This window comes from Yoonia sp. 2307UL14-13 (genome assembly GCF_037572755.1).
Classification (GTDB): domain Bacteria; phylum Pseudomonadota; class Alphaproteobacteria; order Rhodobacterales; family Rhodobacteraceae; genus Yoonia.
This window is the reverse complement of the sequence record NZ_JBBIFZ010000006.1, coordinates 174628-195975: the sequence shown is the minus strand read 5'-3', so window position 1 is coordinate 195975 and position 21348 is coordinate 174628. Positions and strand designations below refer to the sequence as shown.

Annotated in this window: 22 protein-coding genes; 7 read left to right on the top strand and 15 right to left on the bottom strand. The window is 60.2% G+C overall.

Annotated elements, in window-relative coordinates:
* Positions 1–24: 24 nt before the first annotated feature.
* The 6 genes from V8J85_RS15415 to V8J85_RS15390 form a co-directional block, all read right to left on the bottom strand.
* Positions 25–642, bottom strand: coding sequence for a chloramphenicol acetyltransferase (locus V8J85_RS15415; protein ID WP_339954648.1), 618 nt, complete (start codon positions 640–642; stop codon positions 25–27).
* A complete protein-coding gene (gene phnE, locus V8J85_RS15410) occupies positions 642–1961 on the bottom strand; it encodes a phosphonate ABC transporter, permease protein PhnE (RefSeq protein WP_339954647.1) in 1320 nt (439 codons plus the stop codon). The genes V8J85_RS15415 and phnE (V8J85_RS15410) overlap by 1 nt, the downstream gene beginning before the upstream one ends.
* Positions 1958–2809, bottom strand: coding sequence for a phosphonate ABC transporter, permease protein PhnE (gene phnE, locus V8J85_RS15405; RefSeq protein ID WP_339954646.1), 852 nt, complete (start codon positions 2807–2809; stop codon positions 1958–1960). The genes phnE (V8J85_RS15410) and phnE (V8J85_RS15405) overlap by 4 nt, the downstream gene beginning before the upstream one ends.
* A gap of 58 nt (positions 2810–2867) precedes the next feature.
* Complete coding sequence (gene phnD, locus V8J85_RS15400) at positions 2868–3776, bottom strand: phosphonate ABC transporter substrate-binding protein (RefSeq protein ID WP_339954645.1); 909 nt, start codon at positions 3774–3776, stop codon at positions 2868–2870.
* Between the two features lie 32 nt (positions 3777–3808).
* Entirely contained in the window at positions 3809–4621 is an 813-nt protein-coding gene (phnC, locus tag V8J85_RS15395) for a phosphonate ABC transporter ATP-binding protein (RefSeq protein ID WP_339954644.1), read from the bottom strand.
* Positions 4622–4752: 131 nt separating this feature from the next.
* A complete protein-coding gene (locus V8J85_RS15390; RefSeq protein ID WP_339954643.1) occupies positions 4753–5595 on the bottom strand; it encodes a LysR family transcriptional regulator in 843 nt (280 codons plus the stop codon).
* Positions 5596–5673: 78 nt separating this feature from the next.
* Between V8J85_RS15390 and V8J85_RS15385 the strand changes: the two genes are divergently transcribed.
* Genes V8J85_RS15385 through V8J85_RS15380 form a run of 3 tightly spaced genes read left to right on the top strand, consistent with a single transcriptional unit; the run spans position 5674 to position 7635 of the window.
* Complete coding sequence (locus tag V8J85_RS15385) at positions 5674–5811, top strand: hypothetical protein (RefSeq protein ID WP_339954642.1); 138 nt, start codon at positions 5674–5676, stop codon at positions 5809–5811.
* A 12-nt stretch (positions 5812–5823) separates the two neighbouring features.
* On the top strand, positions 5824–5970 hold the full coding sequence (locus tag V8J85_RS20090) for a YciI family protein (protein WP_445285913.1): 147 nt from the start codon (positions 5824–5826) through the stop codon (positions 5968–5970).
* A 36-nt stretch (positions 5971–6006) separates the two neighbouring features.
* Complete coding sequence (locus V8J85_RS15380) at positions 6007–7635, top strand: GMC family oxidoreductase (protein ID WP_339954641.1); 1629 nt, start codon at positions 6007–6009, stop codon at positions 7633–7635.
* Positions 7636–7680: 45 nt separating this feature from the next.
* On the opposite strand, the gene V8J85_RS15375 is transcribed toward V8J85_RS15380, so the two are convergent.
* Positions 7681–9270, bottom strand: a complete 1590-nt coding sequence (locus V8J85_RS15375; RefSeq protein WP_339954640.1) for a hypothetical protein — start codon at positions 9268–9270, stop codon at positions 7681–7683.
* 218 nt (positions 9271–9488) lie between these two features.
* Between V8J85_RS15375 and V8J85_RS15370 the strand changes: the two genes are divergently transcribed.
* Positions 9489–10403, top strand: coding sequence for a hypothetical protein (locus V8J85_RS15370; RefSeq protein ID WP_339954639.1), 915 nt, complete (start codon positions 9489–9491; stop codon positions 10401–10403).
* A gap of 238 nt (positions 10404–10641) precedes the next feature.
* Here the strand turns inward: V8J85_RS15370 and V8J85_RS15365 are convergent, their stop codons facing one another.
* From V8J85_RS15365 to V8J85_RS15355, 3 genes are all read right to left on the bottom strand, one after another.
* Positions 10642–12390, bottom strand: coding sequence for a peptidoglycan -binding protein (locus V8J85_RS15365; protein ID WP_339954638.1), 1749 nt, complete (start codon positions 12388–12390; stop codon positions 10642–10644).
* A gap of 3 nt (positions 12391–12393) precedes the next feature.
* Positions 12394–13470 carry a biopolymer transporter ExbB gene (locus V8J85_RS15360; protein WP_339954707.1) on the bottom strand — a complete coding sequence of 359 codons (1077 nt, stop codon included), beginning with the start codon at positions 13468–13470 and terminating at the stop codon, positions 12394–12396.
* Between the two features lie 156 nt (positions 13471–13626).
* Positions 13627–14151 (bottom strand): gamma-glutamylcyclotransferase, encoded by a 525-nt coding sequence (locus V8J85_RS15355; RefSeq protein WP_339954637.1) that lies wholly within the window; start codon positions 14149–14151, stop codon positions 13627–13629.
* Between the two features lie 72 nt (positions 14152–14223).
* On the opposite strand from V8J85_RS15355, the gene V8J85_RS15350 reads away from it, so the two are divergent.
* Positions 14224–14901 carry a DNA alkylation repair protein gene (locus V8J85_RS15350; protein WP_339954636.1) on the top strand — a complete coding sequence of 226 codons (678 nt, stop codon included), beginning with the start codon at positions 14224–14226 and terminating at the stop codon, positions 14899–14901.
* A gap of 18 nt (positions 14902–14919) precedes the next feature.
* Here the strand turns inward: V8J85_RS15350 and idi are convergent, their stop codons facing one another.
* The 5 genes from idi to V8J85_RS15325 all read right to left on the bottom strand — a co-directional run bounded on the left by idi (position 14920) and on the right by V8J85_RS15325 (position 19156).
* Positions 14920–15453, bottom strand: coding sequence for an isopentenyl-diphosphate Delta-isomerase (gene idi / locus V8J85_RS15345; RefSeq protein ID WP_339954635.1), 534 nt, complete (start codon positions 15451–15453; stop codon positions 14920–14922).
* Positions 15450–16631, bottom strand: coding sequence for a geranylgeranyl diphosphate reductase (locus tag V8J85_RS15340; protein WP_339954634.1), 1182 nt, complete (start codon positions 16629–16631; stop codon positions 15450–15452). The genes idi and V8J85_RS15340 overlap by 4 nt, the downstream gene beginning before the upstream one ends.
* 2 nt (positions 16632–16633) lie before the next feature.
* The gene (locus V8J85_RS15335; protein WP_339954633.1) at positions 16634–17914 is read right to left on the bottom strand and encodes a BCD family MFS transporter; all 1281 of its coding nucleotides are present in this window, start codon (positions 17912–17914) and stop codon (positions 16634–16636) included.
* Position 17915: 1 nt separating this feature from the next.
* Positions 17916–18830 carry a chlorophyll synthase ChlG gene (gene chlG, locus V8J85_RS15330; protein WP_339954632.1) on the bottom strand — a complete coding sequence of 305 codons (915 nt, stop codon included), beginning with the start codon at positions 18828–18830 and terminating at the stop codon, positions 17916–17918.
* Between the two features lie 152 nt (positions 18831–18982).
* Positions 18983–19156 carry a hypothetical protein gene (locus V8J85_RS15325; RefSeq protein WP_339954631.1) on the bottom strand — a complete coding sequence of 58 codons (174 nt, stop codon included), beginning with the start codon at positions 19154–19156 and terminating at the stop codon, positions 18983–18985.
* A gap of 247 nt (positions 19157–19403) precedes the next feature.
* Between V8J85_RS15325 and V8J85_RS15320 the strand changes: the two genes are divergently transcribed.
* Both V8J85_RS15320 and V8J85_RS15315 read left to right on the top strand, forming a co-directional pair.
* On the top strand, positions 19404–20186 hold the full coding sequence (locus tag V8J85_RS15320) for a ThuA domain-containing protein (protein ID WP_339954630.1): 783 nt from the start codon (positions 19404–19406) through the stop codon (positions 20184–20186).
* On the top strand, positions 20183–21232 hold the full coding sequence (locus V8J85_RS15315; protein WP_339954629.1) for a Gfo/Idh/MocA family protein: 1050 nt from the start codon (positions 20183–20185) through the stop codon (positions 21230–21232). Before V8J85_RS15320 ends, V8J85_RS15315 begins: the two co-directional genes overlap by 4 nt.
* Positions 21233–21348 lie beyond the last annotated feature (116 nt).

Below are 21348 nucleotides of genomic sequence, written 5' to 3'. Positions count from 1 at the left end.
GGTCAAGCCCGGCACGGGTAAACCTCACCCACCGTACCGCTCCAAAAACGCCTCAGCCGACAGCGCCCGAAAATCCGCCAACGCACCTTGCAACCGCCCATGATCCCAATCCCACCACGCCAGCGCAATCAGCCGGTCGGCGATCTCATTCGGCTGCCGTTCCCGCAAATGCACCGCAGGCGTCCCTGCCACAATCGTGTAAGGGGCCACATCCTTGGTCACCACCGCGCCCGCCGCCACGACCGCACCATCGCCAACCGACACTTCCGGCTTGATCATCGCACCGTGGCCGATCCACGTGTCATGTCCGATAAGGGCCCGGCGCGACCGGCGATGCGCAAAGAACGCCTCATCCACCTCCGCATCGTCCCAATAATCCGCCGACCGATACAGAAAATGATGACACGAGGCAGTCTGCAACGGATGATCCGTCGCCCCGATCCGCACGAAACTCGCGATATTGGCAAACTTGCCCACAGTCGCATTAGCGATATCGGCATAGCGGTCACAATAGGAATAGTCGCCAATCTCGCTATAAGCGATCCGCGATCCTTTCCCGACCTCAGTAAACCTGCCAAAGGTCACTTCTGTCAGGTCGACATCCCCATGCAGAAACGGCGCATCCGCTTTCAGCCGGGCCATCAATGCTTATCCTCGGCCCGCCCGATCAGCTTGCCCCGCAACCAGCCCGAGAACCAATCCATGATCATCACCATCAGCACCACCAGCAAGATGTAATATGCGACCTCTTCCCAGTCCTTCTGGGTCTGCATCGCCTGCGTCAGCAACAGACCAATGCCACCCCCCGTAATCGCCCCGATGATCGTAGCGGAGCGGGTGTTGGACTCAAGGAAATACAAAATCTGCGCCAGCAGCACCGGCACGATCTGCGGGATCACCCCAAAGCGATAGCGCTGCACCGGCTTCGCCCCGGTCGAGGCGACCCCTTCGATCTGCTTCTCATCGACATTCTCCAATGCCTCAGAGAAGATCTTCCCGAACGTCCCCGTATCCGTGATCAGAATGGCAAGCGCCCCGGTCAGCGGCCCCGGACCGAAGGCACGGGCCAGAACCACTGTCCAGATCAGCGCATCGACACCACGCACAAAATCAAAGATGCGGCGCGTGATGCCGCGAATGATCGCCACGGGCGCAAACCGTTTGGCGGCCATAAACGCCAGCGGCAGCGCGATGATCGCCGCGCCAAAGGTGCCCAGAAACGCCATCAGGATCGTCTCGCCAATCGCCCACAGCACATCACCATGACGCCACATCGCATTGCCCCAGAAATCCTCCCACGCGCCTGCGACATTACTGCGGTCCGGGTCGATCTGATCGCCGAACAGCACCTGCGAGACCGGCACATTGTGATAAGGGGAGTCCAAGGTGAAATAGAACAACTCCCACCCGCCCGCATAGCGGAAGATCTCGGTCTTGGACCGGGTAATCGTGACCCGCCCATTCTCGGTCCGGATCGCGACGCGACGCGGGCTCGCGTTGATCCATTCAGGCACATCGTCGGCAAGGTTGGTCCGCACCTCACCATCAATCAACGCCGCTTCGATGACGCCAAAATCGGGGATCGCGATCTCGGTCCTGTTGTCCGGCAGCAGGCTGACAACGGCCCCATCGCCCAACGCGACCGTCAGCGTGTCACCCTCACCGGTCACCCAGTCCGGGCGCTGACCGTCCGGATAACGGCCCTTCCGCTCACCCTCGATTGCATATTCAATGTTATCGCCGCGATGATCACGGGTGACATGCGTCTTGTACGACCAACTGTCCGAGGCGAGGGTAACCGCATTGTCCCACTTCGCCCGCTGCGCGAGGCTCGGGATGTCGAAGGCGAAAAAGACGTAAACCAGATAGACGAAGATCACCGCAGGCACGCTGAACGCGACTAACTTCTTGCGGTTGAACAGGGCAGCGGCATTCGCCTGCAGGGCAGTCACATCACTCATGCCGCAGCCCCTTCGGTCAAACGGTTGCGGTAGCGGCTGGAGATCTGATCAAACAAAACAATCGTCCCGAACAGCAGGACAAAGATGGCAGCCGCCTCATCAAACCGCCCGGGGCCCCAGGACATCGCATTGCGCAGCTCATAGCCCAGGCCACCCGCGCCGACGAAACCCAGAATGGCCGAGGCGCGGATGTTGATTTCGAACCGCAACAGCGTGTAGCTCAGGTAATTCGGCGCGACATGCGGGATCACCCCCAGGATCATCTGCTGTGACCAGTTGGCCCCGGTGGACCGCAAACCATCGACCGGCTTCAGGTCCGCATTCTCGGCCACTTCGGAAAACATCTTGCCCAGCGCACCCGCCGTATGAATGGCAATGGCAATCATCGCAGGCACCGGGCCGCCGCCCAGAACAAAGATCAGCATCAGCGCGATCACGATCTCGGGGACAGCGCGCATAATATCCAGCAATCGGCGGAACAGCGGGATCAGGCGCGGCCAGCGGGCCAAGCCACGGGTGGCAAGCAGCGAAAACACGAGTCCGGCAAACGCACCGATCAGGGTAGACACAGCCGCGATATTGATCGTCTCGATCAAGGCCGGGAAAAATTGCGCGAGCAACCCGGGTAAATCGGCCCGTTTCTCCCACGCCTCTGACAGCACATCGGCAGGATAATCGCCGATCTTGCTCAGCCCTTCCCAGAACCCGCCTGCATTGCGGGCATCGGCGATGTTGAAACCGCTGACCATCAGGATGACGAAAATCAACAGCGTCAGACCGCCGTAAAGGCGGCGGCGATGGGTCAGGGCCATGTAATTGGCCTGTATCTGGGCGGTGGCGTCTGTCATGGGAAACCCAAACGAAATAAAGGGGCGCCAGATGGCACCCCTTTTCTTGTACTGAAAATTATCCGCCGATCTTCGCGCGGCGTGCTTCAATCACAGAGGTGTAGGTGTCATGCGTGACAGGCTGGAAACCCAGCGTCTCGCCAGCAGCCACACCATAGGCGCAATCGACGTCACGCTCATAAAGACCATCGACCAATGCGGTCATCTGCGCCTTCACATCGTCCGGCAGGGCCGAGCGGACAACAACCGGACCTTCAGGAATGACGTTCGATTTCCAGATCTGCACCATCTCGTTCATATCGACCAGACCCGCATCAACCGCCTTGCGCAGCGCGCCCGAGTTATAGCCGTCTTCCCATTCGCCCTGACCGTCGGCCCAGGTCACACCGCCGTCGATGTCGCCGTTATAGACGGCAACAATGGTCTGCTCGTGCCCGCCGGTGAACTTGACCTCTCCGAAGTAATCACCGCTTTCCATGGTCGCACCAGTGGCCTGTGGGATTTCGATGGATGGGATCAGATAGCCGGATGTCGAGTTCGGATCACCAAAGCCAAACACCTTGCCCTGCATATCCTCGAGCGATGCAATATCGCTGTCCGCACGCGCAAAGCCGATTGAGTGATATCCAATCGACCCATCCATGTTGACCTTCACCAGCACAGGCTCAACCGCGTCCGGGTCCTGCAGGTGGATCGCCGCATAAGACGACGCACCCAGCCAAGCCATATCCAGCGTGCCGCCCAACAGGCCCTGGATCACACCATTGTAATCAGCCGGTGCAAACAGCTTGGTCTCAACATCCAGCAATTCCTCGGTGTATTCCTGCAGGCAGGAATAGCTGTTCAACCGATCCTGCGCGTTCTCACCGCCCAGGATGCCGATGCGGAACTCGGTGATGTCCTGACCAACGGCAGCAGAACTCAGCACCGTTGTCGTGGCAAGCGCAATGGCAAGTGTCTTTTTCATAGGTCGTCTCCATTTGTGAAAAAGAGGGAAAGTCAGGCCGGCACCCGCTGCGCAGGTTGCGGCCGTTTGTGGGGTTCGATCGCGGTCGAGGTCGCGGCTTCGGAAAAATCAGCACCCGCGCCATAGATGTCGCGCGCCACGCCTGTGGTCAGCTGCGCAGGCGTACCATCGAAATAGATGCGGCCCATGCGCATCCCGATGACCCGGTCGCAATAGCGACGGGCGGTATCAAGGGTGTGCAAGTTGCAGATGACGGTCCGCCCGTCCTCATCATGAATACGGCGCAAGGCATCCATCACGATCTGCGCATTCATAGGGTCGAGCGAGGCAATCGGCTCATCCGCCAGAATGATCTCTGGGTCCTGCATCAGGGCCCGCGCAATCGCGACACGCTGCTGTTGACCACCCGAAAGCGCTTCGGCCCGTTTGGTCGCCTGTTCAGCGATACCAAGGCGATCAAGAATTTCGATGGCTTCATGGATATCCGTCTGCGGATACAGGTTGAACAGCGTCGCCAGGGTCGACCGGCGGTTCAACGTCCCATGCAATACGTTCGACACCACATCCATGCGCGGCACCAGATTGAACTGCTGGAAAATCATCGCGCAGCGCGACTGCCACGCGCGGCGTTTGGCACCTTTTAGGGCACTGACCTCTTCACCTTTGTACGTGATCGTCCCGTCCGACGCATCCGCCAACCGGTTCAGCATCCGCAACAACGTTGACTTTCCTGCGCCGGAGCTGCCGATCACCCCGATCATCGCTGGCTTCTCCGCTGTGAAAGACGCATGATCCACCGCGACCTTGTCACCAAATCGCTTGGTCAGTCCGTCAACCACTAACATGTATCTGCCCCCATATCGCGGGTGCAGCGTTAGGCGCGGTCTGAGTCCGTTTGGTGAAAGTTTTGAAACAACCTCGTGAAAGCTGCGTTACGGAAATATGACGGCTAGACTGATTGCAACCACTGGTCGTTTCAGTGCCAATTTTGACTGGCCAGCCAGGTCTTGAAAGCATCAACCGCGCCGCGTTTCGGATCATCGGCATGGGAAAGAAGCCAAATATCCCGTATGACCGGGGACATATCGGTCACAGATTGCAGCCGCGGATCATCTTTCACGGCAATGATCGGCAGCAAGCTCCGCCCCAACCCCGCCGCCACAGCCTCCAACGCTGTTTCGACATCGGCGACCCGCAATTTGCTGACAGCACCCTGTTGCCGCTGCAGCCACCGCGCCTGCGGCAGACTGTCATGCGCGTCGTCATAGGCGATCCACGGCAAATCCGGCGCGGTGCTGGCAGGTCCAAAAACACCAAAGGCCAGCGCCCCCAGTTTCCGCGCCCTGACCCGCAAGCCACCGGCCACGGGTCGGGCAAAGCGGATCGCCAAATCCGCCTCGCGCCGGGTCAGATCGAGGTTCCGCGCCTCTGGGGCCAATTCGACCTGCACCTCCGGATAGGTCTCCCAAAACTTCGGCAACCGCGGCACCAGCATACGGTTGATCAGCACCGGCACCGAACTCACCCTCACGACCCCAGCTAGATGTGCCCCTTTGCGCCCGGCCAACGCCTCGATCTCTGCATTGGCCCGCGCAACCGCCTCGGCCTGCGCCAGAACCTCCGCCCCCTCTGACGTCACCCGATAGCGCCCCGCCTGATCGCGGGCGAACAACACGATGCCCAGGTCACTTTCCAACGCCTTGACCTGCCGGGCGACGGTCGTGTCGCTGACGCCCAAGGCCCGCGCCGCTCCCGTCAACGTGCCCGCCCGAGCCAGCGCCAACAGCGATTTCAAAGCGTTCCAATCATGATCCTGCATTTTTGCAGATTAGGGCAGCAAACTTGTCCGCTCAACCTGCACCGACACCGTGCAAATATGCAGATGAAAGGAGCCACCATGACCCACATCATCATCTTCGAAGACGCCCCCGATGCCGACCCGGACATCCGGAAAAAACACATGGCTGCCCATCTGCAATTCCTTGAAAACAACGCGGACACGATCACCGCAGCCGGACCTTTGCACGACGATTAGGGGCGCAACGGCCTGTGGATCGTCGAAACTGACGACCCGACCGAGATCGAGGCACTGATCAAGGCCGACCCGTTCTGGCCCACCGGTCTGCGCAAATCCTACAGCATCATCCCCTGGACTCAGGTCTTCGCGAACGGCAAGCGCCTGATCAAACCCTGACTTGCGCACCCCCACGCGACGCCCTACCAATCCGGTATGGCGGCACAATTTCCCGACAGCTTCGACTATATCATCGTGGGCGGCGGCTCGTCCGGGTCGGTCCTTGCCAACCGACTTAGCGCCGATGGCAAAAGCACTGTCTGCCTGGTCGAGGCCGGGGGCAAAGCCAACGGTATCCTCACCCGGGCACCTATCGGGGCCTTCGCCACCATGCCTGCGCATCTGGGCATCAAAATCCAAAACTGGGCCTTCAACACCGTCCCCCAACCCGGTTTGAACGGCAGGCGCGGGTACCAGCCACGCGGCAAGGGCCTGGGCGGGTCGTCCATTCTGAACGCGATGATCTACATCCGCGGCAACCGGCATGATTACGAAAACTGGGCGGACATGGGCTGCACCGGCTGGGGCTATGACGACGTGCTGCCCTATTTCAAGCGGTCCGAAAACTTTGCTGACGGGGCCAGCGACCATCACAACGATGATGGAGAACTACACGTCACCGACCTGGCCAGCCCACACGCGATCACGGACGATTTCATTCAGGCCGCCCTGTCCACACAGCTCCCGCACAACACCGACTTCAACGGCCCCAGCCAAACCGGCGTCGGGCCGTTCCAGGTCACCCAATTCCATGGCAAACGGCGGGGCGAGCGTTGTTCATCCGCCGCCGCGTTCGTACATCCGATCACATCCCGAAAGAACCTGACGATCGTGACCAACGCGATGGCGCAGAAAATCCTCTTTGACGGCACACGCGCCACCGGGCTGCAGATGGATACGCCTAAAGGCCCGCAAACGCTTACCGCCGCCAAGGAAATCATCCTCTCAGCAGGCGCGTTCCAATCGCCACAACTGCTGATGCTGTCGGGCATCGGCAACCCCACGCACCTCAAACACCACGGCATCGATGTCATCGCCGACCGGCCAGCGGTTGGTGAAAACATGCAGGACCACGTCGACCTGACGCTCAACTACGGCGTCAAAACACGCGATGTCATCGGCATCGGCCCCGCCGCCACGTGGCGGCTGATCAAAGGCATGGTCGAATGGCGACGCAGCGGGCACGGCCCCATCGGCACCAACTTTGCCGAGGCCGGGGCGTTCTTCACCACCGGCGACGCCCCGCAGGATTGGCCCGACACCCAGCTGCATTTCGTCGTCGCCCGGGTCGAAAACCACGCACGCAACCTCAAATGGGGCTACGGCGTCTCGTGCCACGCTTGCGCGCTGCGGCCGCACAGCCGGGGCAGCGTCAAACTGGCCACCGGCAACGCGGATGACGCCCCCATGATCGACCCGCAATTCCTGACCGACGACCGCGACCTGGACCTACTGCGAAAGGCCACGCGCCGCGCCCACGACATCATGATGGCGCCACCCATGCGCGATCAGATCACGCAAAGCCACACGATCAGCGGCGATGAAAGCGACGCGGCGCTCGACCAGATCATCCGCAACAAAGCTGACACGATCTATCACCCCGTCGGCACCTGCCGGATGGGCGGTGACGATACATCGGTGGTCGATCCGCAACTGCGCGTGCGCGGGGTCGAGGGCCTGCGGGTGGCGGACGCATCGATCATGCCGCAGATCATCAGCGGCAATACCAACGCGCCTTGTATCATGATCGGGGAAAAGGCGGCGGACATGATCCAAGCCGGATAAAACCCCGGCCCACCGCATTGGCGGGCAGGGGTCGTGGTGTCACCACTATAGCATCTTGCGCAGCATCCGCTCCACATCGGCACCATTGGCACGGAAACTCTCGACAAATGTCTCGACACCGCGCCTGCTGCTGTCGCGCAGCACTTTCTCGAACGCGGCCCCGTCATCATCGATCAGCTTCTCGGGGTCCTTCACATCGCCGAATGTTTCCAGCGCGCCGTGAATGGCCGCGCCAAGCGCCACAGTCTCGAACTCTTCGAAATCCAGACCACCCGGCGGGTCGATCTCGGGGCGGCGGCGGTCGGGGATGAACGGGTTCTCAAGCTCGATAAATTCACGCGGGAACAGGATATCGAGGATCCACAGCGTCAGCTGACACCGGCTGGCCGACCGACCCAGCGCATCCTTGGCAAAGGTGCCCAGCTGCCAGAAATACAGCTGATGATCCCGCACACGGTTCAGCGGTTGGAACGTGATCGCGATATCGAAATCACCCAGCGTGCGGATCCAGCCACCATTTCGGATACAGCGCTGCAGGCTCGGACGCGCCAGCCAGACGGCGACATTGCGGAAATACTCCTGAATCTCGCGCCACTTGGCCACGGTCGCAGGGGTATAGGACGGATGCGCCGGATCCGACGCATTGGCATAAGGCATCGTGTTGATGTTGAACCAATGGTGCCACGTGGCATCCACCACAACCCGGCCCACATCGGCGCGATGACCGTCATAAGCGCCCAGCACGCCGAATTCCTGCGCATTCACGTTGTTATCGGCGTAGGCAATGACTTCGGGGCGGACCTGCACGCCATTGCTGTCATCGGGATATTCGGTGAATTCCTGCCCGTCGAACGTCCAGCTGTTGCCCAGATCATCCGGGACCTCGCACAGACCTTCATGCATGTGGTCGGGAAGGTAATTCAGAATGCCGCTCGGCCCGCACAAAACCGGGTGCGGATAGCGCACGACCTTCTTCAGAACCGACCCCGCCAACAACGTGCGCTGATACAGACGCGGACGGATCATCTGCGGATCGGGATCGGTCTGCGTACCGCCACCCACAAGCGTATCGTGACGATCGGCACCGGATTGGGCGGGTGCCACAGGCTCTCCGTTCGGGCCGGGGTTGGAATACCACCATCGGCGCATCGACCGGACACGCGGCACCTCTGCACACATCGAATTGCCCAGATCCTCGTGATCACCCGTGGCGAAAACACCGCCACCACCGTCCATGAATTCGGACACGGCCCGTAGCTCGGTTTCACTCAGCGGAGTGCCATTATTCGTCCGTTCGATACCGAACATCCAGATCTGACTATACTGATCCAGATCGTGATCATCGAACCGGAAATTGTCGATCACATCATCCTCGCCCGACTGGCCACGATGGGCCTTGGCGAAACTGAATTGAATATGGCTCCACGGATCGGCATTCACGATCGCAAGGGCCTGACCCAGATGAAACCCGGCGGTCATGCCGAAACCGCCCGCGAAACTGTCGGTAACAACAAGGATTTTGACGCGACAGCGAAATAGCCAGCGGCGGTCGAAAACAACTTCGGGGGTCAGTCTGTCTCGGATCGAAAGGTCGCGCACAGGCACACCCAGATCCTGGATGGGAAAATTGAACATTGAAATGGCCCTTAAAAAATAAAGTTTTCAAAAAAAGTATTAGCGCTAATGGAACTAGCTTACCAAAAAACGCATTTTCGGTCAAACACGACGCGCGCAGTGGTTGCGTTGATCAAATCATTCAAGCGCAAATTTTGTATCCATAAACGTATACATAAAGGTTGACCCGGGCGCGTCATCACTTACTAAACCTGCAACGATACCAATGAGGCCACCACATGCGCATAGCTTGCAAAAACACTTTCACCACAGCGACGGTTCTTGCGCTCAGCGCGTGTGGCGGTTCCGGCGGGGGCGGCGGCGCGGGCGGTCCCGGTGACCTGTTTTTTGGGAGTACGACAGCAACAGCGTCGGGCAACGGTTTGCAATTCGCCAACTTTGGAGGAAGCGCAGCAGACCTCGACGGCCAGACTGTGAATATCCGCCTTCCACGCACCATCGTTCGCGACGCCCCCGGCGAAACCGAAAAAGGTGTGTTTGACGGGGTGATCACCTTCGATGATGGTCAGACCCTCGTCGTCGATGGTGAAACCCTCGTATTCACGGGTGGCACGGCAACCCGGGCTGACGGTTCCGAAGTCCGGATCAACACCTTCTCCACCGGTTTCGGTTTCGAACCACAGGTCTTCCGCGTCCTTGCCGACGGTGAGCGTGGCGGTCGCGCGGGCGAAATCGAATTCGCACACTTTATCATCGGCGCCGAAACCGTCCCGGATGCCATTCCTGAATTGACCGGCAGCGTGTCATACACCGGCAATGTGTTCGGTCTCCTTTCCGTACGCGGCATAGCCGACGCCAGTGAAGTATCCGGAACGATCAATCTTACGGCGACCTTCGACGGCGGACAGGTATCGGGTGACGCTGCTTTGAGCTCGGGCGGCGCAACCTTCGATTTCGAACTGACCCCGGTTGGGATCACTGGCAACGGGTTCGTCGGCGACTTGAACGTCACGGCGTGCAGCACCGGGCCATGCACGTCCGACAGCCAGATTGGCGGGGTGTTCTTTGGCCGGACAGCGGGCACGATTGGTGGCATTCTCGATCTCGACCTGACGCTCGAGGACCCCGACGGCGTTGTGGACGACATCAACCTTGTCGGAAATGCAGGTTTCGTGGCCGGCGAAACGCGGTAATCGCAGACCTGCATTGTATGACCATTCATACGGACTGCGCACATCATTGACCTGACCCCAACCAAGCAGGCTCAGTCCACCCTCCCAAGGGTTAACGAACGATACAACCTGCTGCACGCAAGCGTCTGACGAAACGCCGACACGGGTCCGATGGTATGATGCGCCAATTAAAAGCGCTTTTTGCGCCACCCGTCGGATAGCGCACCTCACCCATCCAACCTTGACCAAACATCAACACCTAACGCTCAGTCAGCTTCAACTCGATCCGCCGGTTCTGGGCCCGCGCCTCCTCCGTATCCGCCGGATCTATCGGTTGGAACTCACCAAAACCATTCGCCGCCAGCCGTGTGGGAGGGATACCCAGATCTTCGGACATGAACCGGACGACGGACAGCGCCCGCGCCTGGCTCAATTCCCAGTTATCGCGATAGCGGTTGCCGGACCCCACGGGAATATCGTCGGTATGACCGTCCACGCGAATGATCCAATCGATGCCCGGCGGGATCTCGTCCGCGATCGACCGCAGGATCCCGGAAATGTTGGCGATCTCTTCACGCCCGGCTGGTGACAATGTCGCGCTGCCCGGCTGAAACAATACCTCCGAGGCAAAAATGAAACGATCACCCACGATCCGCACCCGATCCTGCCCCTCCAGCACCCGCCGCAACTGGCCAAAGAAATCCGACTTGAAGGTCTCGAGGTCCTGCGCCTCGGCAGCAAGCCGCGCGGCTTCTTCCTCAAGCCTGCGCCGCTCGGCCTCTTCGGCGGCGCGGCGTTGGCGTTCCTCGGCCGCGACCCGTGCAAGAGCCGTGTTCAACTGGGCGCCCAGCGTTTCGATCTGCACCTGCGCCTCGCGATCGGCGTCTTCGGCAAGGTTCAGCAGAGATTGCAGATTACCCACCTGAGTCCGCAATTCCGTCACCTGTTCGTTCAGAAGCGCCACCTGCCTTTGGCTTTCTGCAGACAGGGCCTCTTCCTCGGCAAGGGCCGCGTTCGCTTGGGCCAAAAGGGCGGCTTGCCGTTCCGCTTCGGTCACCTGCTCATCCTGCGTGCCTTCGGCGCGGGACAGCGCGGCTAATGCATCGGCCAGCTGTTGTTCCATATCGGCGGTATCCGCCTCTGCAGCGCGCCGCGCCAGTTCGGCCTCGGTCAGGTCCTGCTCGATCTCGGATTGCGCCGCACGGATCGTCGCCAGTTCCGCATCCAACTGCGCCCGCGCTGCCCGCGCGGCAGCGAGCAGCGTCAGCGTCTCCTCCGCCTCACGCCGCTGCTGTTCCAAATTCAACGTCATCGCGGTCAGTTCGGTATCGGCATTGGCCAACCGCTCGCGCAAGGCCTCTGCCGCCGCAGCATCGGCCAGCCCTTCGGCTTCCAGATCACTGATCCGGTCCGCATTCACCGCATTTTCGGTTTCCAGATCGGCGACCAGCGCTTCCAGCGCCTCGCGCCGGGCCGCGGCCAAACGGGCCGCCTCCGCGCCTGCGTCGATCTCGGTCCGGGCTTGGGCAAGCGCCAAATTCAGCGCCTCCTGCTCGTCCAGCAAGTCATCCCGCGCACCCTCCAATGCGGCGATCGTATCGGCATCCGCCGCACGATCGGCCAAAAGCCCGGCCACCTGCGCCTCGAACGCCGTGATCCGGGTCTCGGCATCGGCCAGCACTTGATCCTGCGCTTCGCGGGCAGCGATGAGCCCGGCGATCCGGCTTTCCTGTGATGCTGCCAGTGCTGCCGCAGCATCCAGATCGGCCGTCAGCGCCGCATTGCGATCCTGCGCGATGCCAAGCGTGCTGGTCAGCGTCGCGACCTCATTGCTGAGCTGATCCAGCTCACTTTCCTGGCCGGTGATCTGTTCGCGCAGGACGAACTGAATGACCATGAAAATGGTCAGAACGAACATCAGCACCAGCAAAAGACCTGTCATCGCATCCACGAAACCGGGCCAGATCGCGTTCTGAAATCTGTTTGATGATCTGCGGCTCAGCGCCATGGATCAACCGCGCTCTTTCAACGAAGAGGCCAGATTGGCCAGCTCACCGCGCAATTCGCCAATGCTTTCCTGACGACCCGCGGCCATTTCTTCCAGAATCCGCAGCAGTTGCACATCGATTGACCGCAGACGCATCCGGCTTTCGGCGTCGATCCCGTCCATGCCGGCTTCGCCCAGTTTGGCGATCAGGGCCTCTTGCCCCTCGGCGACGCGGGTCAGCAAAGCGTCGGTGCGTTCGTCCTGCAGACCTTGTTCGATCGCGGTGGTCAGCGCGGCAAAGCGGCGTTCGTTTTCTTCCCGGTCAGCATCCATCTGGCCCATGCTCATCTGGATCGTGTCCATCAATTCACCCAGTTGATCGACAAAGGCGACCATCGCGCCGCCATCGGCCACGGTGCCGGACTCATCGCCTTCCAGCCCGACCCGTGTGATGGTCGACATCCATTCTTCCAATTCGCGATAGAACCTGTTCTGACCGTGCCCTGCGAAAAGTTCGAGCAGGCCAACCACCAACGATCCGGCCAGCCCAAGAAGCGAGCTTGAAAAGGCCGTCCCCATACCGCCAAGTTGGCTTTCCAGCCCTGATTGCAGACGGGCAAAGATATCCGCCCCATCCTCACCTTCACCTGGGTTGAGCGATCGGATCGTTTCGACCAGTGCCGGAACGGTCGTGGCAAGGCCATAGAACGTGCCCAGAAGGCCCAGGAAAATAAGAACATTGCCGATATAGCGCGTGATCTCGCGATCTTCGTCGATCCGTTGCGCGACGGAATCCAGGATCGACCTGCTTGAGGTCGATGATATCTGCGTACGCGCGCCGCGCGACCGCAACAATGTGGCCAAGGGGGCCAGCAGCGATGGCGCGGCGATGTAGGAATGCCCACCGGCATCGCGCGCGAACCGTTCGATCCAGCGGACCGATTTGATCAACAGAAATACCTGATTGAAACAGGACAGAACGCCCAGAACGAAGACTGCCAGAATCACGCCATTCAGGTATGGATTCGAGTTGTAGATCGCGATGATCTGCGCCTGACCCAGATAGAACCCCGCCCCGATCAGCCCGATCACGACGAACATGAACAGGATTTGACGGATCGGTTGCGAAAACTGTGGTTGCGCCTTGGGTGCCTTTTTATCCGACACGTGCGTCTTGCCTTATGATGGTTAACTGCCCTACCCGAAGTGAATCATAGGTGCAGATGGCGCAAAACCCCAGCAAAATCGGGGGCATCGTCATGTTGCCGTCAAAGCACGGACGCGCGCGACCAGCCATTCGATATCCGCGTCGCGAATGCCCAGCTCGGCCAGGTGGGTCGCGGTATTGAACAGGTATTCCGTATTCGGCCCGCGCCCGCCCACCGCATGGGCAATCATCTGGGCCTGTTTTTCAAGGGCGAACTGGCAGTATTGGCGATGATCCCGGTCGATGATGTAGGCCAGTGCGGCGATGGTTTTGTCATCATCGGTGGTCAGCGAAACGGTATCTTCGTAATACGCGGATGAGATCAATTCGCGTTCGCGCAAATCCGCCAAGACCTGCGTCTCGTCTGCGGGCGCAACCTCGAACGCAACCCCCGTACATTGCCCGCCCGGATCACGGTCAAGCGCAAGGACAAGCCCCGGATCCTCTTCGGACCCGCGGTGATGGATCGATAACATGCAAAAGCTGCGATGGTAATCGGGCAGGACGGCCTTCACCCGCCGCACCGGCGCAAAGCCCGGGTTCCATAGCAGCGACCCGTATCCGAAAACCCACATGACATCATCCTTTTATCCGCTTTAGCATCGCATGGTTTTGACCGTAAGGGCCTGGTATGCTGATCTGGTGTCATGAGCCATGCGGCGATCATCGACTGGCTAAAGGCGGCCGGCAGCGCCGACGGCGTGGAAAGCCTGACCCGCTACGGCATCCCGAATGACGACGCCTGTGGCGTGCCGATGGGTGTGATGAAGAAAAAGGCCAAAGCGCTGGGTATCCGGCACGACACGGCCTTGGCACTCTGGCGTGAAGGCATCTATGAGGCGCGGACAATGGCGGTTTTTCTCGCCGATCCAGAACGACTGACGTCGGCAGAGGCGGATGCCTGGTGCGCGGATTTCGATAATTGGGCGATCTGCGACACCGCCTGTTTCTCACTGGTCGACCGAACGCCCTATGCCTGGGACAAAGTGCACCACTGGGCACCGGACGCGCGTGAATTCGTGCGGCGGGCAGGCTTCGCGCTGATCTGGTCCTTGTCCGTGCATGACAAGGCGGCTGGGGATGATCGGTTCATCGATACCTTCGATCTTATCCGACATGCCGCCACCGATGATCGGCCTTTAGTCAAAAAGGCCGTCGATATGGCGCTGCGTGCGACAGGCAAACGAAACAAGGCGTTGAATACGGCCTCGATCGCTCTTGCCACGGAACTGGCGGAACAGGACGACAAGATCGCCAAATGGATCGGCAATCACGCCGTGCGCGAATTGCAAAGCGACAAGGTTCAAGGCAGATTGAAGGGGTAATGTGGCTCAAGAGCCACCTTACGACGCCCGTACCAGATCCCCGAAAATTGCGTCCTGATGTTCCTGCAGGTAGATCCGCAGCCACGGCGTATAATCCGCCGGATACCGCGCCACTTCGGCGGATAGGTCATAGAAATTCACCCACCGGGTCGCCATGACTTCATCCGGGTTCGGAACGATCCGCAGATCATCCGCAGCGTCGGCCACAAAGACTTCGACAACCTCGTGTTCGATCAGGCCACCACCCACGTCGGCCCGATACTCGATCTGATCGCGATACGCAGGATAAAGCCCGGTGATCCCCAATTCCTCATTCAGGCGCCGCACGGCGCAATCGGCCGGGTCCTCGTCCCATTCAGGATGGGTGCAGCACGTATTCGCCCAAAGTCCCGGCGTATGATACTTGCCCATCGCCCGCTGCTGGATCAGCACGCGACCCCGGTTCATCACAAAGACGCTGACGGCTTTATGGCGCAGCCCGCGTTTATGCGCGTCCAGCTTTTCCACGGGGATCAACGTGCCGTTTACCCAGGCCGGGATCATGATCGTCATGTGCGCAGCGGCGACACCAGCCGTGTCAGATGGGCAAGGTTCTTGATACCGATTTTCAAATGGGCCAAGGGACGTGCTTTCACAAGTTTCTTGTTCATATACGCCTCGAACGTCAGCTTTTGCACGTCGACATCATGACACAGGGACACAAAGCGTTCGCGTCGTTCGTCGCTGCGGTAATAGGCGTTCTGCATCGCGCCCAAAACCCGAAAGACCTGCTTGTGCTCGCGCATGAAAAGTTTCCGGGCCAGTTGCAAATCTTTTACGCGCCCTGATGACAAAGTGGCCGCTGCCGCAGTGGCCGCGACCCGACCGCCCATCATGGCATAGTAGATGCCTTCACCGGAGGACGGGGCAACGACCCCTGCCGCATCACCGGCCAGCACCACGTCTTTCCCATTGTCCCAGCGGTCCAGAGGTTTCAGCGGGATCGGCGCGCCTTCCTTGCGGATCGTCTTGCACGCGGTCAGGCCCGACGCCGCGCGCAGATCAGCCGTGGCTTGCTTGACGTCTACTGATTTGACCATGGACCCCATGCCCACGCTCGCCTGCCCGCCATGGGGAAAGACCCAGCCATAGAAGTCAGGGGAGATTTTGCCGTCATAAACCACGTCGCATCGCATCGGGTCATAGGTTTCTGTCGCATCCGGCGCTTCGATAATCTCATGATACGCGATCACATAGGGGATCGTATCACCGCCTTCGACCTCGGCCCTCGCGACATCAGACCGGGCGCCATCGGCACCAATTACCAGCTTTGTCTCAAGGCTCAGAACATTCCCGCTGATCTTGTCGCGATAGCGCACTTGGACACCGCCATTTTCCCGCTCGATCCGGGTGAACGTGCCGGTGTAACGATGCGCACCAGCCTCTTTCGCGCGGACCCGCAGGAATTCGTCAAAATGCTCGCGGTCGACCATCCCGACGAAACCGTTCTCGATCGGGATATCGACCCGCCGCCCGGTGGGCGAGATCATGCGGGCGGTGTTGACCTTGGCCACAAGCTGATCATCGGGAATATGGAAATCGGCGATCAGACGGGGTGGGATCGCTCCGCCGCACGGTTTGATCCGCCCGTCCCGGTCGATAAAGGCGACCTTGTGCCCGGATCGGGCAAGGTCTTCGGCGGCGGTCGCCCCGGCAGGGCCCCCGCCCACGACTACAACATCGTATTGCATGATTACTCTCCCGGAACCAAAGTGGCGGTTGGCATTTTGCGGTCCATGATCTTGGCGGCCATTAGGGTGGCGGCGATGAATAGGGACGCCTCGAACAGAAAGACCGATCCAAAGGCCTGTGCGTCGGTCAGGCTGAGGCGCAACAGATCGACCATGCCGGCGCCGACCAATCCGCCAAAGCCCGCGGCGATGGCCTGCGCCGCGCCCCAAAGGCCCATGCGGGTGCCCTCGCGCCGCTCGCGCCCTTGACCGGCGAGCGCCATCATCGATCCGATAGCGGCGACAGCGAACATGCCGTTGAAGAACCCAAGCGCGACGACAGCTGGCATCAGCGGTGCACCCGGTCCCAAAGGGCCGAGTAGCGCGATCAGCGCGAGCGCCCCGGCAGATCCCATGCACCCCGCCATGACCCAGTTGCGCAACGCCCCGATTTTCAGGCCCGTGGCCATGATTCCGACAGTCAGCATCCCGATGAAGACACCGCCGTTTTGCGCGCCAGATAGCGAGGTGGACTCACCCGGGCTAAAGGCAAAGACAAGGCCTGCATATGGCTCGAGGATCAATTCCTGCATGAAATAAGCGGTCATCGACAGGAACACGAACAGGGTGAAATTGCGCGCTTTCCGCTCTTGCCAGACCTCGGCCAAGCCTTCGCGGAATGATGCCGTGTCGGGTTTGCGGATGGCGACCAGCTTGCGCTCGATCCCCCAAACGGCAAGGCAGGTCATACCAACGGCGATCAGGACGACGATCGCAACGATACGAATCAGTAATTCAGGCGAGTACGGATCAAGCTGCGCGCCAACGATCCCCGCCGTGGCGGCGATGCCAAAGATCATCATCAGCCATGTGATCGTCGCCGCTGCCGCCCGCCGGTCCGGCGCCGTTGTCGTGGCCAAAAGCGCCAAAAGCGATGTGCCCGAGGCACCCACACCCAGCCCGATCAGCGCATAGGCGATCACCGAAATAGCCATGCCCATGGCAAAGCTGCTTTCCAGCACCATGACACCAATGGCGGCCAGCATCGCGCCAGCGGCAAGCGCGACCATGCCACCAATGATCCACCGCGTCCGCTGTCCGCCCTTGTCCGAGGCAAAGCCCCAATGCGGTCGCGTCATCTGGATCCCGTAATGCAGCGCGACCAGCGCCCCCGGCAGAACGGCCAACAGTTCCAATTCGACCACCATCAACCGGTTCAGGGTCGAGGTCGTCAGCACCACGATCGCGCCCAATGCCATTTGCACCAGGCCCAACCGGAATATCTGCACCCATGATAATGTCATCCTAGCCCCCAAGGCTGCGCAGCGCGGTCGCCGCGATCATCATTCCGCTGATGTAGAAAACAATGCCCATGCCCTGATACCAGGGCGTCTTGCCCTCCGGGTCGCGGAGGAGAACGCGCATCGCCCCAAGCTGCACGGCCAGCATCGCCGTAACACCGAGCGCGTGCAGCGGTTTGTCCCAGATTGCCAGCAACCCGATCACCGCGACCTGTGGTACGGCCATGACACAACAGGCCACTCTTGCTGCACCGCCCGGTCCCAGAATCACGGGCAGGGACCGCAGGCCAGTGGCCCGGTCCCCTTCGATCGCCTTGAAGTCGTTGAGCGTCATGATGCCATGCGCACCCAGCCCGTACAGCACCGCGATCACGATGACCGGCCAACCGGGCGCACCGCCCGCCACAATGGCCGCCCCGGTGATCCACGGCAATGTCTCGTAGGCCAGACCGCATAGACCTGGCCCCCAAAGACCCGACCGCTTCGCGCGGACCGGTTCGGCGGAATAAGCCCAGGCCGCCAGCACCGCCAATACGGTCGCGCCGAACCCCCACGGACCCAACTGATACCCGACCAGCAAACCAAGCACGGTCATCATCAGCGCGATATAGAAGCCCCAGCGGCCAGGAATGCGCCCCGACGGGATCGGACGACCGGGTTCGTTGATTGCGTCGACATGCCGGTCACACCAATCATTCGCCGCTTGGCTCATCCCGCACACGATCGGACCGGCAAGGATCACGCCCAGAACCACCGGCCACCATGCTGACGCACCCGACAGCCCTGCCGAGACCGCGCCGCACAGATAGGCCCACATCGGCGGGAACCATGTCACGGGCTTGATCAATGTCAGCGTCGCCCGTGGTTCGGGCCAGCGCCGTGTCGCGATCTGTGGGTGTAAATCTGACGTGACACTCATGTCGTCACTTTAGTGTGACATATGAGAGTCGGGCAAGTGTAAACGCAATCTGACACCCTGTGTCAGATTGGCGCTGTCGGATCGACTGTCCTTGCGCGGAAAATCAGGAAAGGCCGCGTTGGCAAAGCGTGTCGCTGTCCATTTCCAATGGGTTAGTTTTTCTTGGTGCCCAGATAATGCTCGCGTGTCTGCATGAAGGCTTTGACAAGCCGCGGGTCGATTGCACCCATTTCTTTCAGTTGCGCGACAAAAGATTGTTCATTTTGCCCGTAAAATACTTCGGCAGCCTGCTGTGCCGCAAGCGACATGGTTTGGGTCGACATCATCACACCTCATTCGTTACACCCTGTTCCTTGCTTCCCTTTAGGGCATTTATTGGGCAAATCGTTGAAACTGACCAAAAAGACAGGGTGCCAGGACTGGCAGGCTAGGGGTCGAAACGGCTGTTAATCATTTATTAACCATTTCTTTACCTTATCGTCAGTCGAGTTTCCAGCGCCTCCATCACTTGCGGTCTTGTCTTCTGTGCGCAGCGGTCGCAAAATCAATCCAAAGCGCTTTGAGGGGGTGGTCATGACGATACGTGCAGTGGTCTGGGGCGAGAACGTGCATGAGCAGACAAATCCCCTTGTGGCCGACATCTATCCCGACGGAATCCACGGTACGATCGCCACAGCGCTCGACTGTGACGAAATCACTGCTGAAACCGCCACCTTGCAGGATCCTGACCATGGCCTGTCTGAAGACCGTTTGACGCAAACCGACGTACTGCTGTGGTGGGGGCACGCGGCGCATGGCGACGTGTCGGACGCCGTCGTCGAACGGGTCGCCCGGCACGTCCATGCGGGCATGGGTCTGATCCTGCTGCATTCGTCCCATTTCGCCAAGGTTTTCAAACGGTTGATGGGCACACCCTGCAATCTCACCTGGCGCGAAGCGGGCGAAAGGGAACGGTTATGGGTCACCGCCCCGAACCATCCGATCGTCGCCGGATTACCCACCCATTTCACGCTCGAAAACGAAGAGATGTATGGCGAACCGTTCGGTGTGCCCGAACCGCTCGAGACAGTGTTTATCAGTTGGTTCCAGGGGGGCGAGGTCTTTCGGTCCGGCCTGACCTATCGGCGGGGTGCGGGCAACGTTTTCTACTTCCGTCCGGGGCATGAAACCTATCCGACATATCACGATCCGAACGTGCAAAAGGTCCTGCGCAATGCAGTCCTCTGGGCGCATAATCCGGCCCCCAGGCTGCAGAATGTCGGTGATGCCCCCAACGTGCCGGTCAACGCCGCGCCCGAGCCGATCGTGGCCCGTGGTCCGAGCCTGCACCAGGACGGCGAAGAGGGCTTTCGGTGATTCGGCTGCTGGTCGTCGGTACGGGGGGGATGGCCGACACGCATGCCAACGCCTTCGCCGCTATCGAGGGCGTCAGCATTGTTGCCGGGGTCGATACAAACCCGGAAAATCTGCGAAACTTTACAAAGAATCACAATATCGCCCATGGTTTCGCAACGATCCAAGAGGCGCTGGCTTGGGGCGATTTCGACGCCGTCTGCAACGTCACCCCTGATGCCGTTCATCATCGCGTGGCCATGCCTTGCCTCGCCGCGGGCAAACACATGCTGTGTGAAAAACCGCTGGCCACCAGCCACGCCGATGCGTCCGAGATGGCACAAGCCGCCGCTGCTGCTGGCATCGTCAACATGGTCAATTTCACCTATCGCAACAGTCCGGCACTGATGAAAGCGGCCGAAATCGTGGCAGCCGACGGGATCGGTGACATGCGCCATTTCGAAGGATCGTATCTGCAAAGCTGGCTGACCCAACCCGCGTGGGGCGATTGGCGAACCGAGGATCAGTGGCTGTGGCGTTTGTCCAAGGGACATGGGTCACACGGGGTGCTGGGCGATGTCGGGATCCACATCCTCGATTTCGCAACTTATGCCGCTGGGGCGAATGTGGCACGTGTATCCTGCCGCTTGGCCACGTTTCCCAAGGCGCCCGATGACCGGATCGGCAACTATCGTCTCGATGCGAACGACAGCGCCATGATGCACGTGACCCTCACGAACGGCGCTGCCGGGGTCATCCACGCATCCCGCTTCGCCAGCGGGCACCTCAACGATCTGCACTTGCGGCTGTTCGGCACAAAAGGTGGGCTGATCGTGACCCATACGCATGGCAAGGATCATTTGCAGATGTGCGCGGGCGACGACCTGATCACCGGCACGTGGGTGGATATCGAAACACCCCCTGTCCCGACGATCTTTGAACGTTTCATCGCCGCGATCCGGGGTAAGGGCGACAGCAGGCCCAGCTTTGCCCATGGGGCTGATCTGCAGCGCGTCCTTGATGCCGCCGTCACCTCAGACACAAATCAAAGCACCGATCAAGTGGTCTGATCGGGCACCGTGCGGTGCCTTTTTTGACAAAAAACGCGCGGTGCTTTTCAGTTTTGGGATGATTTTACCTTTCCGCGCCAGACTGCCGGTCATGTTCGCTTCATCCGTCTGTGATC